At 61.7% G+C, this 14,283-nt stretch carries 16 protein-coding genes; 8 read left to right on the forward strand and 8 right to left on the reverse strand.

The window, feature by feature from the left end; genetic code table 11:
• Positions 1–40 precede the first annotated feature (40 nt).
• Complete coding sequence (locus NKJ26_RS21405; RefSeq protein ID WP_352599737.1) at positions 41–181, forward strand: hypothetical protein; 141 nt, start codon at positions 41–43, stop codon at positions 179–181.
• Between the two features lie 319 nt (positions 182–500).
• Here NKJ26_RS21405 and NKJ26_RS21410 read toward each other — a convergent pair whose 3' ends face one another.
• Positions 501–1,262 carry an SOS response-associated peptidase gene (locus NKJ26_RS21410; protein WP_352696938.1) on the reverse strand — a complete coding sequence of 254 codons (762 nt, stop codon included), beginning with the start codon at positions 1,260–1,262 and terminating at the stop codon, positions 501–503.
• Between the two features lie 127 nt (positions 1,263–1,389).
• Here NKJ26_RS21410 and NKJ26_RS21415 point away from each other — a divergent pair, with 127 nt between their 5' ends.
• From NKJ26_RS21415 to NKJ26_RS21430, 4 genes are all read left to right on the forward strand, one after another.
• Positions 1,390–1,824 carry an NUDIX hydrolase gene (locus NKJ26_RS21415; RefSeq protein WP_352696940.1) on the forward strand — a complete coding sequence of 145 codons (435 nt, stop codon included), beginning with the start codon at positions 1,390–1,392 and terminating at the stop codon, positions 1,822–1,824.
• 62 nt (positions 1,825–1,886) lie between these two features.
• Positions 1,887–2,264, forward strand: coding sequence for a TIGR02301 family protein (locus NKJ26_RS21420; protein ID WP_352696942.1), 378 nt, complete (start codon positions 1,887–1,889; stop codon positions 2,262–2,264).
• 451 nt (positions 2,265–2,715) lie between these two features.
• Positions 2,716–2,973, forward strand: a complete 258-nt coding sequence (locus NKJ26_RS21425; RefSeq protein ID WP_008874920.1) for a hypothetical protein — start codon at positions 2,716–2,718, stop codon at positions 2,971–2,973.
• A gap of 69 nt (positions 2,974–3,042) precedes the next feature.
• Entirely contained in the window at positions 3,043–3,831 is a 789-nt protein-coding gene (locus NKJ26_RS21430) for a hypothetical protein (RefSeq protein ID WP_352599728.1), read from the forward strand.
• 47 nt (positions 3,832–3,878) lie between these two features.
• Here NKJ26_RS21430 and NKJ26_RS21435 read toward each other — a convergent pair whose 3' ends face one another.
• Positions 3,879–5,210: a dihydroorotase gene (locus NKJ26_RS21435; protein ID WP_352696944.1), complete on the reverse strand. Its 1,332-nt coding sequence runs from the start codon at positions 5,208–5,210 to the stop codon at positions 3,879–3,881.
• A gap of 82 nt (positions 5,211–5,292) precedes the next feature.
• Between NKJ26_RS21435 and ygfZ the strand changes: the two genes are divergently transcribed.
• The 3 genes from ygfZ (at position 5,293) to NKJ26_RS21450 (ending at position 9,000) form a co-directional block, all read left to right on the forward strand.
• The gene (ygfZ, locus tag NKJ26_RS21440; RefSeq protein WP_352696946.1) at positions 5,293–6,159 is read left to right on the forward strand and encodes a CAF17-like 4Fe-4S cluster assembly/insertion protein YgfZ; all 867 of its coding nucleotides are present in this window, start codon (positions 5,293–5,295) and stop codon (positions 6,157–6,159) included.
• On the forward strand, positions 6,159–6,794 hold the full coding sequence (locus NKJ26_RS21445; RefSeq protein ID WP_352599722.1) for an HD domain-containing protein: 636 nt from the start codon (positions 6,159–6,161) through the stop codon (positions 6,792–6,794). Before ygfZ ends, NKJ26_RS21445 begins: the two co-directional genes overlap by 1 nt.
• A gap of 139 nt (positions 6,795–6,933) precedes the next feature.
• The gene (locus tag NKJ26_RS21450; protein WP_502903166.1) at positions 6,934–9,000 is read left to right on the forward strand and encodes a putative bifunctional diguanylate cyclase/phosphodiesterase; all 2,067 of its coding nucleotides are present in this window, start codon (positions 6,934–6,936) and stop codon (positions 8,998–9,000) included.
• A gap of 16 nt (positions 9,001–9,016) precedes the next feature.
• Here the strand turns inward: NKJ26_RS21450 and NKJ26_RS21455 are convergent, their stop codons facing one another.
• From NKJ26_RS21455 to NKJ26_RS21480, 6 genes are all read right to left on the reverse strand, one after another.
• Complete coding sequence (locus tag NKJ26_RS21455; RefSeq protein WP_352696950.1) at positions 9,017–9,907, reverse strand: fatty acid desaturase family protein; 891 nt, start codon at positions 9,905–9,907, stop codon at positions 9,017–9,019.
• Positions 9,908–9,930: 23 nt separating this feature from the next.
• Positions 9,931–10,017: a hypothetical protein gene (locus tag NKJ26_RS21460; protein ID WP_352696993.1), complete on the reverse strand. Its 87-nt coding sequence runs from the start codon at positions 10,015–10,017 to the stop codon at positions 9,931–9,933.
• 142 nt (positions 10,018–10,159) lie between these two features.
• Positions 10,160–11,623 (reverse strand): RimK family ATP-grasp domain-containing protein, encoded by a 1,464-nt coding sequence (locus NKJ26_RS21465; RefSeq protein WP_352696952.1) that lies wholly within the window; start codon positions 11,621–11,623, stop codon positions 10,160–10,162.
• Positions 11,620–12,726 (reverse strand): peptidase C39 family protein, encoded by a 1,107-nt coding sequence (locus tag NKJ26_RS21470; protein ID WP_352695611.1) that lies wholly within the window; start codon positions 12,724–12,726, stop codon positions 11,620–11,622. Before NKJ26_RS21470 ends, NKJ26_RS21465 begins: the two co-directional genes overlap by 4 nt.
• 208 nt (positions 12,727–12,934) lie before the next feature.
• A complete protein-coding gene (locus NKJ26_RS21475) occupies positions 12,935–13,726 on the reverse strand; it encodes an anti-sigma factor family protein (protein WP_352696954.1) in 792 nt (263 codons plus the stop codon).
• Positions 13,723–14,241 carry a sigma-70 family RNA polymerase sigma factor gene (locus NKJ26_RS21480; RefSeq protein ID WP_352599712.1) on the reverse strand — a complete coding sequence of 173 codons (519 nt, stop codon included), beginning with the start codon at positions 14,239–14,241 and terminating at the stop codon, positions 13,723–13,725. The genes NKJ26_RS21475 and NKJ26_RS21480 overlap by 4 nt, the downstream gene beginning before the upstream one ends.
• Positions 14,242–14,283: the final 42 nt, after the last annotated feature.

Raw genomic sequence — 14,283 nt, forward strand, 5'->3', positions numbered from 1 at the left:
CGGACCAGCGCGAGGCTAGCCAATAATGCAAATGCCACAAATGGCGAAAGACGTTTTCATGGGCGGCTTTATCGCCCTGGCCGGTGTTGCCGTCAAGTCGCTGGTCCTAGGAAAAATGTCGAGAAGACTGGCAAATGCGTCGCTCGATCACACGGAATCAGGCAGTGAAACATTTTATTAAACATGTCGGCACAGTCATGAAACATTCGCCGGCTAGATCAACAAGCGTCACGATTTGGTCCGATTCGGCAATCAAACGCAGGCACGAAAACATTATCTGGGAAGAGACACATGCCTCGAAGCAAGCAAGACGCCAGCCGCGCCAAGCAACCGGCGCTGGCTAGCCACTATCGTGCAATCGGCCCGGCCGCGATTGTCGCCGCCCTTCTTCACACAGCAAAGAAGAAAAAGCCGGCGCAGAAGATCGTATCGCCCCGCGCTGCCTGAAGCCGCCGAGCCACTCTGGTGAATTCGGACGCCGGAATGAATAACGGCTTGCGCTAGAACAGCGTCATTTGACTGTCGTCCGCGCCGGGCTTCTTGCGCGTCGCCTTCTCTGGCTCCGGTCCAATCTCGCCCCTCTCCTGAATCTCCGGTCCGGTGTTGGCGACCTTGTTGACGAGGTCGGACACGGGAATTGCTTCGAAGAAATCGAGCGGGGCCGGCCGCAGCAGGCCGGCTACATCGCGTGGCTCGAGCGTGCGGCAATCAAGCCAGCGGGCGAAATCCCTGATATCGATGACCACCGGCATGCGATCGTGGATATGCGCTATAGCGGCATTGGCGTTGACGGTCAGGATGGCGCCGGTATCCATTTCCGAACCGCCAGGCTCGGCGTAGGTCTCGATCAGGCCGGCGAAGGCGACCAGTCCGCCGTGTTTGGGCCGAATCCAATAGGGCTGCCCCTTCTTACCGCCGCTTTGCCGCCATTCGTAGAAACCGGATGCCGGCACCAGAGCGCGGCGATGACGCATGGCTGTCTTGAACGAAGCCTTTTCGATTGCGCCTTCAGAGCGTGCGTTGAACAGCAGCGGAAATTCCCTGGTGTCTTTGACCCAGGCGGGGATCAGCCCCCAACGCACCAGCATCGGTTGCCGGTCCGGCAGATTGGAGCCAGGCGCCCTCGGAACGCCGGCGATCGCCATCAGGATCGGCTGCGTCGGCGCGATGTTGTAGCGTGCCGGAAATTCCTCCAGTTCAGCCAATCCCAGGAAGGCAGCCGTCTGGTCCGGCGTCGCGGTCAAGGCAAAGCGTCCGCACATGATCGATCGGGCCTTTCGAACGGTTGGATTTTGAAAGTGGCGATCGAACCGGCGTTGCGCAACCGCTAAAGCTTCCCCATGCTGGGCGGTCCACAAGACCTGCCTTCAAATGAGCTGATCGAAAACTATGAATGAAGCACGCAAGGTACTTCCAGCAGTCTCGGTGGCTGTGGTGCGTGGCGACACCGTGCTCCTGGTCAGGCGGGCAAGGGCGCCTTCGCAAGGGCTCTACGCATTCCCGGGCGGCAAAGTGGAGGCCGGAGAGACGCTGGAGGACGCGGCACAACGCGAACTGCTGGAAGAGACCGGTTTGCGGGCGACCGGTTTTCGCCCGCTCCGGGAAATCCACATCGACGGCAGCGACGAAAACCACCCGGTCGATTATCTCCTCACGGTCTTTGGCGCCGCCTACGCTGCCGGCGAGGCCATAGCCAGCGACGACGCCGAGACGGCGGCATTCTACACACTGCGCGAGATGACGGCGCTGCCGCTCGCCGGTTCGGTGTTCGCGGTGGCCGAGGACTTGCTCGGTCGAACCGACGGTTTCCCTGAAAGTCCTTGAATTCCCGGTTCGCCGCGCCGAAATCGCCTTGCAGGCGACAAATTGTTTGGCCACATAGACCGATGAGCCGCACTTCTTTTCTCGTTGCCTTGTGCCTTGCCGTCAGCATGGCCGTAGCGGCACGACCGGCGATGAGCGCCGAGTCGCCGTTCGAGCCGGGACTGATGCGATTGGCCGAGGTTTTGGGGTCGCTGCATTTTCTGCGCAATCTGTGCGGCGAGAAAGGCGACCAATGGCGCGTCGAGATGCAGAAGCTTCTTGATTCGGAAAATCCCGACGCCGAACGGCGCGCCCGCTTCATCGCCAGCTTCAATCATGGCTACCGCTCCTTCGGCGGCACCTATACGCGGTGCACCGCTTCAGCCGCCGAAGCCATCAGCCGTTACATGAAGGAAGGCGAAACGCTGTCGCGGGACATCGCCTCGCGCTACGGCAACTAGGCAATTCCAGCAAAAGCTTGAACCGGTATCCGTCCGTAATTGCACCAGGGCAAGACGAGAAGCGGTTCTGCGTTTCAGCGAAAAACGATGAACCGCTCCAGGCATTCATCAACAGGTATTCGGGCTGTTGCCAGCGAGCGCTGATCTATCCGGCTTGTGCCGGTCGATATCTTGGTGCAATCCTGATGTTGCACTTCTGCAACAACATTAATGAAACGTTACGGGGCAAATGCGGAATTAACTCAAACTGAAGGTTTTCACCCCGCGAGCCGGCCTAATCGGCTAAGTTTGATCCGAACTGAACGCAGCTTCGCCAGACGCAGCGGACCCCCTGTAAAACCGACCAAAAAAATGTCGTATTTACAGGCACTTAATTCGGTCCAATGTGAACGGAACAGATCGAGCCTGATCCACACGGATGGATCGCCGCTTGAAAGGGTGGACATCGCTTATGGAACATGGTGTCAACGACATCGACGCGCTGGTCAGGGAAGAAAAACGCCTGACGGCGGTGGAGAGCCACAGCGAAGCCTGGGCGGAAGGCCTTTCGGCGGGGATCGAGCCGGAGATCATTGCCGAGGCGGCGCTCGAGACTGCCTTCGGTGAAATGTTGCGCGCCAACGGCGAGACCTCGGCACTTGCCTTGCTCGACCGCATGCGGGAAAAGGTGATTGCTGGCGCCTTCGAACCTGAGCGGCTGCGGCACTGAACCGACGTCCGGTTCTTTGGCGATAGATGCCGTTCGGGCAAAATGCCCGGGAGCAGGGAGATACGGGCAGTGAATTTCACGATGTCAGGCAAGCCGAAGGGCTTGGTCCTCTACATCCGACTCGCTGCTTGCTGTGCCGCGATTACCTTGCTGACGTGCCTGGCGAGCAGCCCAGCCCACGCCTTGAGCGAAATCAAGCGCGAAGAGCTTCCCTCTCCCGTCACACCGTCGGCGGATGACGATATCTCGTCGCCCGGAAGCGCAATTCCCATGCCCGATCCCGTGGAGGCACCGCCTTCGACCAGCCGGCCGGCTGCTCCGGACGCAGCGGAGCCCGACAGTCCGTCAGATGGCACCAGCAACAGACCGCGTGTCGATCCGGAAGCACCCTTGCCCGAGGTCGTCTACGACCTCGGCAAACTGCCTGAACCGGTGCGGCGTATGCACGACCTGATCGTGGAGGCCTGCAAGGGCGGCGACATCGAAAAGCTGAGGCCTTTGATCGGCCAGGGCGAGAGCATGACGCAGATATCGTTGGCCGACATAGACGGCGACCCCATCGCCTTCCTCAAAGGCCTCTCCGGCGATCCGGACGGCCAGGAAATCCTGGCTATTCTGGAAGAGGTGCTTACCGCCGGCTACGTTCACGTCGACGCGGGGACACCGCAGGAACTCTATGTCTGGCCGTATTTCTTCGCGCTGCCGCTGGACAAGCTCGACGCCAAGCAGCGGGTCGAACTGTTCAAGATCGTCACCGCCGGCGATTTCGACGACATGAAGCAGTTCGGCGCTTATATCTTCTACCGCGTCGGCATCACGCCCGCAGGGCAATGGACCTTCTTCGTCGCCGGGGACTGAACCTCTAATCCTCTCCTTGTGGGGGCGCCGAAGGCAAGACAGGGAGCCTAGCGGGGCAACGCCTCGGAAAATTCCACAGCCCTGCCCTGACCCGGCGTAACGATCTCGCCTTCCCACATGATGCGCTGGCCGCGAATGACGGTGCCGATTGGCCAGCCGGTCACTTCCTTGCCGTCATAAGGCGTCCAACCGGCTTTCGAGCCGGCCTGAGCATTGGTGATGGTCTCGCGCCGCTTCATGTCGACAATGGTGAAGTCGGCATCGTAGCCGGCGGCGATGCGGCCCTTGCGCGCTATGCCGAAGATCCGCTGCGGGCCATGGCTGGCCAGGTCGACAAAGCGCTGCAGGGTCAACCGGCCGGCATTGACGTGGTCGAGCATGATCGGCACCAGTGTCTGCACGCCGGTCATACCCGATGGCGAGGCCGGATACGGCTTGGCCTTCTCGGCCAGCGTGTGCGGCGCATGATCGGAGCCGAGCACGTCGACGATGCCTTGCGCAATGCCGTGCCAGACACCGTCGCGATGGCGGGCAGCGCGTACCGGCGGGTTCATCTGGATCAGCGTGCCGAGCCGCGCATAATCGTCAGCGCTCAGTGTCAAATGGTGTGGCGTCGCCTCGCAGGTCGCGACGTCCTTGTGATGTTCAAGGAACAAAATCTCCTCGGCTGTCGAGATGTGCAGGACATGGATGCGGGCGCGAACGTTGCGCGCGATGCGCACCAGCCGCTCGGTGCAGCGCAAGGCCGCGATCTCGTCGCGCCAGACCGGATGCGATGACGGATCGCCTACGATGCGTTCGCCCAGGCGTTCGCGCAGCCGGAACTCGTCTTCGGAATGAAAGGCGGCACGGCGGCGCGTATTCCTAAGGATCGAGGCGACGCCTTCGTCGTCTTCGACCAGCAGGTCGCCGGTGGAAGAGCCCATGAAAATCTTGATCCCGGCCGCGCCCGGCAACCGCTCGAGTTCGCCGACGTCTTTTGCATTCTCGCGGGTGCCGCCGACCCAGAAGGCAAAGTCGCAATGCATGCGGCCGCTGCCACGCCGGACCTTGTCGGCGAGCGCTGCCTCGCTGGTGGTCAGCGGATTGGTGTTGGGCATCTCGAACACCGCGGTGACACCGCCAAGCACCGCCGCCCGGGAGCCCGTCTCCAGGTCTTCCTTGTGCTCCAGTCCCGGCTCGCGAAAATGCACCTGGCTGTCGACGACACCCGGCAGGATGTGCAGGCCACGGCAGTCGATCGTCTCGTCGGCCGAGGCCTGGCGGAGATCTGCGATGGCGGCGATGCGCCCGTCCTTCACGCCAATATCGCGAAGCCCCTCGCCGTCATGGTTGACCACCATGCCGCCTGTCAGGATGAGGTCGTAGGTGTTGGCCATGCTGATCGATCTCTTGCAGGGGGAGTGTCAGCGGCTTACGTAATGACCAACCGTTTTGCAAGATCAGGCTTTTATTCGCTCCATGCCCTTTGCCCTCCTGAACGACCGTGCGCTCATCTCCGTCTCCGGCCCGGATGCCGAGCACTTCCTGCAGAACATCCTGACCACCGATCTCGATGCGCTTGGCGTCGGCGAAGCAAACCCCGGCGCTCTGCTTTCGCCGCAAGGCAAGATCCTGTTCGACTTCCTGATCTCTCGCGCCAGCGAAAACGCATTCCGGCTCGAATGCCGTGCCGACATTTCAGATGATTTCGTACGCAGGCTGACGCTTTATAAACTCCGCGCGAAGGTCGAGATTGCCAAGTCCGAACAAGCGTTTGTCACCGTTGCGTGGGGGAAAGAGTCAATCGCCTCGCAAACTGATTCAACCGTGGTTGCCGACAGACGCTTCCGCGATGAAAGCGTCACCCGCTCTTATGCCGGTGCCGGCAGCTCAGAAAACAGCGACACCGCAGCGTGGCAGGCTCTCCGCGTCGCCCAAGGTATTGCCGAAAGCGGGGTCGACTATGCGCTCGGCGATGCCTTCCCGCATGACGTGTTGCTCGACGAGATGGGCGGCGTCGGGTTCAAGAAGGGCTGCTATGTCGGCCAGGAAGTCGTCTCGCGCATGCAGCACCGGGGCACCGCCAGGCGACGCGTGCTGATTGTCCGGTCCGAGCGTCCCCTGCCCCCCGCAGGTGCCGAACTCACCGTGGGGGGACGACCGGTCGGCACGCTCGGCTCGAATGCCGGCACGACCGGGCTTGCCATTGCTCGCATCGACAGGGTCAAGGCGGCGTTGGATCTCGGTCAGCCGATCCTGGCGGGAGACCAGCCGGTGACGCTGACTATCCCCGTCTGGGCGAAGTTCAGTTTCCCGCAGGAAACCGTCGGCGCGGAGGAAGCCTGATGGCGGCGGACCGCACCGGCGCGCCGCCACGCGCCTGGCAGCGCATGCTGTCCGGCCGCCGGCTCGATCTGCTCGATCCCTCGCCGCTCGACATCGAGATTTCGGACATTGCCCATGGGCTCGCACGCGTCGCCCGCTGGAATGGCCAGACCAGCGGCGAGCATGCCTTTTCGGTTGCCCAGCACTCTCTGTTGGTCGAGGCCCTGTTCAACGACCTGATGCCGGCAGCTTCGCCCGACGACCGGCTGGCGGCCCTGCTGCACGATGCGCCGGAATATGTCATCGGCGACATGATCTCGCCGTTCAAATCGGTGATGGGGGGCAGCTACAAGGATTGTGAGTTGCGCTTGCAGCGCGCCATACACCTGCGGTTCTCGCTGCCTCCCGAACCGGCTGCCGCGCTGCGCAAGGAGATCAAGCGCGCCGACCAGATCGCCGCCTATTTCGAGGCAACGCTGCTTGCCGGCTTTTCGGCCGCCGAGGCGACGGAGTTCTTCGGCCGCCCGCGCGGCTTCAGCGCCGAACGCTTCGATTTCACGCCGCGCTCGGTAATTTGGGCACAGAACGCATTCCTGAAACGATTTTTTGCAATCGAGAAGTCGCGGCGCCAGGTCCCCGCACCAGCGGTTGGATAGCAAACGCTAAATTAACCGTCAGCGACCACAGTATCCCGTCATATCACGAGCCGCAGGCACGCTCATGCCCGTCGCCGATGACAAGGGTAGTTCGTTCGTCCCGGGACGGGATGCAGAAGGCGTGGAGCGCTCGCAACGCATGGAAGACGAACTGCGCGCGCAGAACGAACGCTTCGCAGCTGCGGTCGAGAACATGTCACATGGCCTGTGCATGTTCGATGCCGACGAGCGCATGATCATCTGCAACGGCAACTATATCAATCTCTTCCGCCTCGACGCCAAGGTGATGCAGCCGGGTATCCGCTTCATCGACATTCTGAGGCACAGCGTCGATATCGGCGTCGCCTCGCAAAGCGCCGACGAACTCCATGCCATCCGCAAGCCCTATATCGACCAGGCGAAACCCTCGACCTACGAAGAGACGCTGTCGGATGGTCGCATCATCAGCATCTCGCACCGCCCGCTGGCCTTGGGCGGTTGGGTCTCGATCTACGAGGACATCACCGAACAGCGACGCGCCGAACAGGATCTGAAGGAGCAGCACCGCCGCTTCGACGCGGCACTCGCCAACATGTCGCAAGGCCTGGTGATGTACGATGCCGACGGCAAGATGATCGTGCGCAACCGGCGTTTTCTGGAGCTCTACAATGTCACCGAGGCGGACTTCCCGCTTGGAACCACGCATCGCGACGCTCTCGAACGGTTGCTGGAACTCGGCATCTATACGAAGATCGACGTCGACAGCGAAGTCGCCAAAACCGAAGCCTGCCTGAAGGCGGCAAAAATCCATTCGGCCTATCGGCATCTTACCGACGGCAGGACGGTTCTGGTCACACGTCGACCGATGAGCGGCGGCGGTTGGGTAGTGACCTTCGACGACGTTACCGAACGTCGCCGCATCGAAGAGCGCATGACCCATCTTGCGCATCACGACGCGTTGACCGGACTGCCCAACCGCTCGATGTTTCGCGAACGGCTCGACCTGGCGCTCGAGGATGCGGCGGCTGCGCCGTTGGCGATTTTCTCGCTCGATCTGGATCGCTTCAAGGCGGTCAACGACACCCTGGGACATCCGGCTGGCGACTGGCTGCTGAAGAGCGTGGCCGAGAGGCTGCGGCGTTGCCTGCGCAATGAAACAGACATCGTTGCCCGCTTCGGCGGCGACGAATTCGTCGTTATGCAGTTCAATTTCAAGGGCATCGCCAATGCTGAAAAGCTGGCGAAGCGCATCATAGAGTCAATCGCAAAGCCCTTTCGCGATAAGAGCCTGGACATGCATGTCGGTATCAGCTTGGGCATAGCTGTTTTCCCCGACGACGGCACGGATGCCGACACGCTGCTGAAAAACGCCGACACCGCGCTCTATCGGGCGAAGAGCGAAGGGCGCAATCTCTATCGCTTCTTCGAACCCGCAATGGACGCCATCGTGCAGGCCCGCCGGGCGCTTGAGGTCGACCTCGAGGCCGCGGTGCCACGCCAGGAATTCGATCTCGATTTCCAGCCCATCATGAACATCGCCTCCGGCGAGATCGTCGGCGCGGAGGCCTTGATGCGTTGGCATTCGCCGGCGCGCGGCACGGTGGCGCCGGACGAATTCATTCCGGCTGCCGAAGAGACCGGAGTAATCGTGCCGCTCGGCGAGTGGGCGCTCCGGAAAGCCTGCACAACGGCCGCAAGCTGGCCTCCCGGCTTGCGCATTGCGGTCAATGTCTCGGCCGTTCAGCTCAAAAGCGGCGGTTTTGCTCGCGACGTCATCTCAGCTCTGGCCTTTTCAGGCGTGCCGGCCGGACAGCTGGAACTGGAAATCACTGAAACCGTGTTGATGGACGAAAGCAAAGCCGTGCTGAAGACGCTGCGACAGTTGCGCGAACTCGGCATCCACATCGCGCTGGACGATTTCGGCACCGGCTATTCCTCGCTTGGCTACCTCAGGCGTTTCCCGGTGGACAAGATCAAGATCGATCGCTCATTCATTCACGACATGGGCAATCGCGACACGGCGGCCATCGTTCGCACCATCATCGGGCTGGGTGCAGAACTCGGCATCATAGTCACCGCCGAGGGGGTCGAGACCGAGGCGCAGCTCGACATGCTACGCAAGAATGGCTGCGTCGAGGCGCAGGGTTATTTGATTGGCGTGCCGTCAAGGGCAGCGGACATCCCGCGTCTGTTGAAGCTGCGTGCGTTGCACAGCCAGACGGGCTGACGGCATCGGCGGAAGGTCAGCTCAGCGCCTCGATATATTTCTCATGGAAGCTGACATAGCCCGGCTCGACCACCTTGAGATGCCGCTCGATCAGCGCATGAAACTGCGGCAATTGGTGAAACGGCACACCGGGATAGGCATGATGCTCGGCATGGAACGGCATGTTCCAAGCCAGCTTGCGCACCACCCAATTGGTCAGCGTAGTTCTTGTATTCTCCAGCATGTTGGCGACGAACGGACAACGGCCATGCTCGGCCAGGAGATAGAGGCGCAGAAAGGGTTGACCTAGCAGAGCCGGAACGATCCAGGCATAGAGAATCAGGGTGAGCCGGAAATAGACGGCGAGCAGAAAGACCGCTCCGTAAAACACGATCATGGCGCGCGCCTCGGCGCGTACCTTGGGCCGGCCTTTCGGCGGCACATAGCTTTCCTTGCCGCCTCCGGTCGCGTTGGCGCAGAGCGTCTTGAAATGGCCCCACCACAGCGGGATTCCGGAAACATGCACGAGGTACTGCCATAGCATCTCGGGCTTGGGAGATGCCAGTTCCGGGTCGTTCTCGGGATCCTGTGTGAAGCGGTGATGGGCGAAATGGAAATAGCGGAACCAGTCGGCCGGCAGCGCGAGCGCCAGGCTACAGACCCGCGCCACCGCATCGTTCAACCATTGCGTCTCGAAAGCCGTGCGGTGAACCGTTTCGTGGAGGACCGTGAACAGGAATACGATCAGTATGCCTTGCGGCAACATCAGAAGCGGCCAGAACGGCACCCTGGCGGCGATCAACGCTCCTAAAAGGATGATCGCGCCCCAGTGGACGGCGAGCTGAGCCAGGCCCAACGCATCCGATTTGGCGGTGAGGCGATTGCGCTCTTCCGGCGTCAGGGATGCGATAACGTCGCGATGGTCCATGTATGCGTTTTCGCCGATTGAGTTCATCGCGCCAAGATACCTCGACATGGGGAATGCCTGCGCAGGAGCGTGACGTCGTCGGCCTCGACCAACAGGAAGCATCGACTCATCTCCGCCGCGATCCAGCTGTGGTGCACGACAAGTTCGTCCGGCTTCAGGCGGCCCGGTCGCGGAAGCGACGGTAGATCTCCTGGCGATCGCAGCCGACAAAATCCTCCATGACGATGAACCGCATGTTTTGCACCAATTAAACTACCGCCCCGGCCGGTCCAACCGTTCCAGGAACCACTGCGTCAATCGCACCCATACGTCGTCCTTCTCGCCGGAATCTTCCCAGCCATGGTCGAGATTGGGATTGTCGTTGACCTCGATGACGAAGACGCCGTCCTTGGTCTCCTTGAGATCGACGCCGTAGAGGCCGTCGCCGATGCAGCGCGCCGCCTTGACCGCGGTCTCGACGACATGTGCCGGCGTCTCCTTCAGTGTAAAGGTCTTGATGCCGCCCTGGTCCGGCTTGCCGCTGGCCTTGTGGTTGACGATCTGCCAGTGCTTCTTGGCCATGAGGTAGTGAACGGCAAAAAGCGGTTGGCCGCCGAGCACCCCGACGCGCCAATCATATTCGGTCGGAATGAATTTCTGGGCGATCAGGAGATCGGAATCCTCCAGCCACTCGGTGGCGAGCCGCGTCAGCTCCTCCAAATTGGCGCATTTCTTGACGCCGCGAGAGAAGGAAGAATCCGGGATCTTCAAGACCAGTGGAAAACCGAGCGTCTGCGCCGCCAGTTCGAGGTCCGAGGCGCCGGCGATCATCACCGTCGGGGGCACCGGTACTTTGTTGTATGCCATCAATTCGTTGAGATAGACTTTGTTGGTGCAGCGGATCATCGACAGCGGATCGTCGATGACGGGCATGCCTTCCTGCTGGGCGCGGCGGGCGAAACGATAGGTGTGGTTGGAGATCGACGTCGTCTCGCGGATGAACAGGGCGTCGTAATTGGCAAGCTTGGCGAGGTCCCGCTTGGTGATGGGTTCGATTTCGACGCCCATCTTCTCGGCGATCTTGGCCCAGTAGCGCAGCGACGAGATTTCCGAGGGTGGCAATTCCTCATGCGGATCGACCAGAGTGGCGAAGGTGTAGCGCGCCGGCGTGCGGCCCTTGGTGTCGCGCCATTCGCGGTTGGTGTAGGTCTCCAGGCACTGGATGAAGCTTGCTTCTTCGTCCTCCGTCATCCTTGCCAAGGGATGGAAGCCGATCTTGCGAATCGAGGCCCATTCGGCGCTATCCTTGATATGAACTTCGAGCGCAGGTGCGCGGAACCAGTCGAACAGCAGCTTGGCGAAGCGGTCCCAGACTTTCGATGGACCGATGCCGAAGAAGATGCAGACCTTTGCCGGGAAGGCGCCGCCAAGATCCTTGCGGCACTTGTTGAGCGCCAGTTCGAGTTCCGGCAACGCATGCTCGTAGAGCTTGCGTTCCGACAGGTCGATCATCGTCTCGACGGTCGGGATGACCTTGTGGCCGCGCGAGCTCGCCAGCAGTGACGCATAATAGCCACGGCTTTGATAGCCGTAGTTATTCGACAGGTTGATGACCTTCGGCCGCTGGCCGCGAAACAGCGCCGGATGCGCAAGATAATCGCGATTGGTGATGATCTTGTGCGGCGTCGCCACCTGGTCGAGATCGCTCTGCCGGCCGGTAAGGATGACCCAGGTCATTGTCTGTCGCGCTTTCCCAGAGTGATGGCGGCACGCAGTCCATCGCGGCCGAACTGCGCCATATTCATGAAGATGCCGTAGGGCACCGGAATGTTGGCGGCATCAAGGATGGTCTCCTGCCTTTCGTCCTCGACCCAGGGATCGTGGATCAGGATATGGTCGCCGTCATCGCCGATGGCCAGCACCCAGTGAGGCACTTTCTTGCCGAACATCAGGAAACCGCTGATCAGCACCAGAACCAGTTTCCCCCCGGCGATCGCGGCGCGAATGTCGTCGATGGTGAACGGACGGTAATTCACCGGGATGCCGTAAAGTTCCGCGCGGCGGCGAAAGTCGACCTGGGCCAGTTCCATGACCCGGCGCTTGTCCTCGCTGCGCACCGATTGCAGGAACAGCGCGCCGTAGAAGGAGACGTAGACCTCCGCAGCAAGCCCGCTTTCATATCCCGAGACAGCGAGACCGAACGGCTCGCAACCGCCCGGTCCCGACATCATGAAGACGGTCGTCGCCTCGCGCCAGAGGCGGATTTCCATCACCGGATCGGGCACGAAGCCTGGGTCGAAATTGGCCATGGCCATCATCAGGCAGCAAGGGCCGCAGGTGAACTCGCAGGTCTGCTGATAGAACGGCACCATGGTGGCGGCCGGAAGATCGCCGCGCAGGGTCTTTTCATAGCGAAGCGCCGTCTCACCGTCCTCATAGTAGCCCGGCTCACGCCCAATCTTGCGGTAACCAGCCTGCTCATAGATGCGAATGGCGCGTCCGTTGTCCTCCCGCACTTCGAGGCGGAGCATCATGCGGCCATGCTCGAAGGCGGCATCCTCCGCGGCTGCGAGCAACTGACGGCCGACACCAAGTCCGGCGAAAAACGGTCCAACGGCTAGGGAATAGAGCCGCGCCACACCGCTGCCCTTGCGAAACAGCACGATCGCGTAGCCGGCGACGCGGCCATGGACCTCGGCGATCAAGATCTCGGCGGTCTCGCGCTCGATGAACAGGCGGAAGGAGCGGCGGGAAATGCGGTCGCTCGAGAAAACGGCTTTCTCGATGGCGGCGAGGTCATCGACGTCAGACGCGCGGGCCGTGCGGATCTCGGCAGGCATGCGGGCTTGGAAAACCTCGATTGGATTGTGGAAAAGGCCCCGATCAAAAGCGTCGCAAATACCGCCTGAAGCGCCGGTATTCGTCAAGCGCTATCGCTCCTTGATTAGGGCCGAATTGTGACAGTTTCCGCCGCGGCAAGGAAGCACTCGGACTTTGAACAGGATCGCCTTTTTTAAAGGCTACCGGCCGCGAAAAGCCGCGGCCGATTCAGCTTGCGAGACCGGCCAAAAGCTGGCCGTAGGCGCTCTTCGCAACGATCGCCAATTGCTCGCGCGGCAGCGAGCCGACGACGGCACAGCCATAGCCCTTGTCCAGCCAATAGACAGCCTGCGGGCCGTCTTGCGCCGAGGCATAGGTACCCTTGGCGTTCTCCGTCGATTCTGCGGTGACGAAGAGAGATATGCGCTCGCCCTTGTCGTCCTCGTAGAGCAGCATCGCGGCCTTAGCCTCGCCGGCCGGCAGCAATCGGCCACCGATCAGCTGAAAACCGTTCGCGGTCAGGTCCGGCGCCACCAGCTTCAGCCCGACCCGGTCGGACAGCCAGGTCTGCAGGTGATCCTTGTCGTTGGCAGGCACCTCGACCGCGTGCCGCTTTTCGGCGGCATAGATGACATGGGCGGCGATTGCCTGTTCGGCGAGCTGATCTTCCGCCTGGTCCTCCCGTCCGACGCCGCCGATGCCGGCAAGATATCCGCCAAGTCCACCCGCGGCCAGAAGTACGGCCGCGGCGGCGGCAAGCCACCAGCGCGGGCGTAGCGCGGCGGCCTTGGCCGGCGCGTCACCGAGCACCACATTGCGCAATCGCGCTGGCACGGTTTCATCCAGCACGCCGGCGAGGGCCGCACGCATCGCATCCCGGTCGGCGGCGAAGCGGACGCTCCTGGCCTTCATTTCGGGGTTGGCGTCGAGCCAGGCATCGTAGGCGATGCGTTCGTCGGCTGGCAGTTCGCCGTCGAGCGCCATGTGGATGTCACGTTCGGAAAAATCGCGGCGGATCATTTCTCGACGATCCTTATCGTACGGCGGCGGGCCGTGTCGTCCAGCAACCCGCGCAGTTCCTCACGGCCACGCGCGATGCGCGACATCAGCGTGCCAGCCGGCACCCCCAGAATGTTGGCGGCCTCGGCATAGGAAAAGCCTTCGATGGCGACCATGACAAGCGCCGCGCGGCGGTCGGGGCTGATCGCCTGCAACGCATCCATGATCTCGCGCGAAGCGATGCCTTCCAGCTGCTCGGCCGGCTGGGCAACCGCCTCGCCGGCTTCCAGCGGCAGCATCGCCGCCTCGCCGCGACGGTTCACCTTGCGCATCTGGTCGATGAACAAATGATGCATGATCGTAAACAGCCACCTCCTGGGGCTTTCTCCTGTCTGCCAGTTGTCGAGCCGCACAAGCGCACGCTCGAGGCAATCCTGGACGAGATCGTCGGCGGCATCGCGGTCGCGTAAAAGCGAGCGCGCGTAGCGTCGCAAACGCGGTATTTCGCCGAGGATTGCTGCCTTCTTTTCGTCCATGACCGCTGGTTCTGAGGTCGCCCTTGTTGATCTCGATTGAAC

It is taken from the genome of Mesorhizobium sp. M0152, from assembly GCF_040322415.1.
In the GTDB taxonomy this organism is placed as follows: Bacteria; Pseudomonadota; Alphaproteobacteria; order Rhizobiales; family Rhizobiaceae; genus Mesorhizobium.

Coding starts and splice junctions, on each gene's coding strand:
- NKJ26_RS21405 (WP_352599737.1), top strand. CDS start 41: ATGGCGAAAGACGTTTTCATGGGCGGCTTTATCGCCCTGGCCGGTGTT.
- NKJ26_RS21410 (WP_352696938.1), bottom strand. CDS start 1,262: ATGTGCGGACGCTTTGCCTTGACCGCGACGCCGGACCAGACGGCTGCC.
- NKJ26_RS21415 (WP_352696940.1), top strand. CDS start 1,390: ATGAATGAAGCACGCAAGGTACTTCCAGCAGTCTCGGTGGCTGTGGTG.
- NKJ26_RS21420 (WP_352696942.1), top strand. CDS start 1,887: ATGAGCCGCACTTCTTTTCTCGTTGCCTTGTGCCTTGCCGTCAGCATG.
- NKJ26_RS21425 (WP_008874920.1), top strand. CDS start 2,716: ATGGAACATGGTGTCAACGACATCGACGCGCTGGTCAGGGAAGAAAAA.
- NKJ26_RS21435 (WP_352696944.1), bottom strand. CDS start 5,210: ATGGCCAACACCTACGACCTCATCCTGACAGGCGGCATGGTGGTCAAC.
- ygfZ (WP_352696946.1), top strand. CDS start 5,293: ATGCCCTTTGCCCTCCTGAACGACCGTGCGCTCATCTCCGTCTCCGGC.
- NKJ26_RS21445 (WP_352599722.1), top strand. CDS start 6,159: ATGGCGGCGGACCGCACCGGCGCGCCGCCACGCGCCTGGCAGCGCATG.
- NKJ26_RS21450 (WP_502903166.1), top strand. CDS start 6,934: ATGGAAGACGAACTGCGCGCGCAGAACGAACGCTTCGCAGCTGCGGTC.
- NKJ26_RS21455 (WP_352696950.1), bottom strand. CDS start 9,907: ATGGACCATCGCGACGTTATCGCATCCCTGACGCCGGAAGAGCGCAAT.
- NKJ26_RS21460 (WP_352696993.1), bottom strand. CDS start 10,017: ATGAGTCGATGCTTCCTGTTGGTCGAGGCCGACGACGTCACGCTCCTG.
- NKJ26_RS21465 (WP_352696952.1), bottom strand. CDS start 11,623: ATGACCTGGGTCATCCTTACCGGCCGGCAGAGCGATCTCGACCAGGTG.
- NKJ26_RS21470 (WP_352695611.1), bottom strand. CDS start 12,726: ATGCCTGCCGAGATCCGCACGGCCCGCGCGTCTGACGTCGATGACCTC.
- NKJ26_RS21475 (WP_352696954.1), bottom strand. CDS start 13,726: ATGATCCGCCGCGATTTTTCCGAACGTGACATCCACATGGCGCTCGAC.
- NKJ26_RS21480 (WP_352599712.1), bottom strand. CDS start 14,241: ATGGACGAAAAGAAGGCAGCAATCCTCGGCGAAATACCGCGTTTGCGA.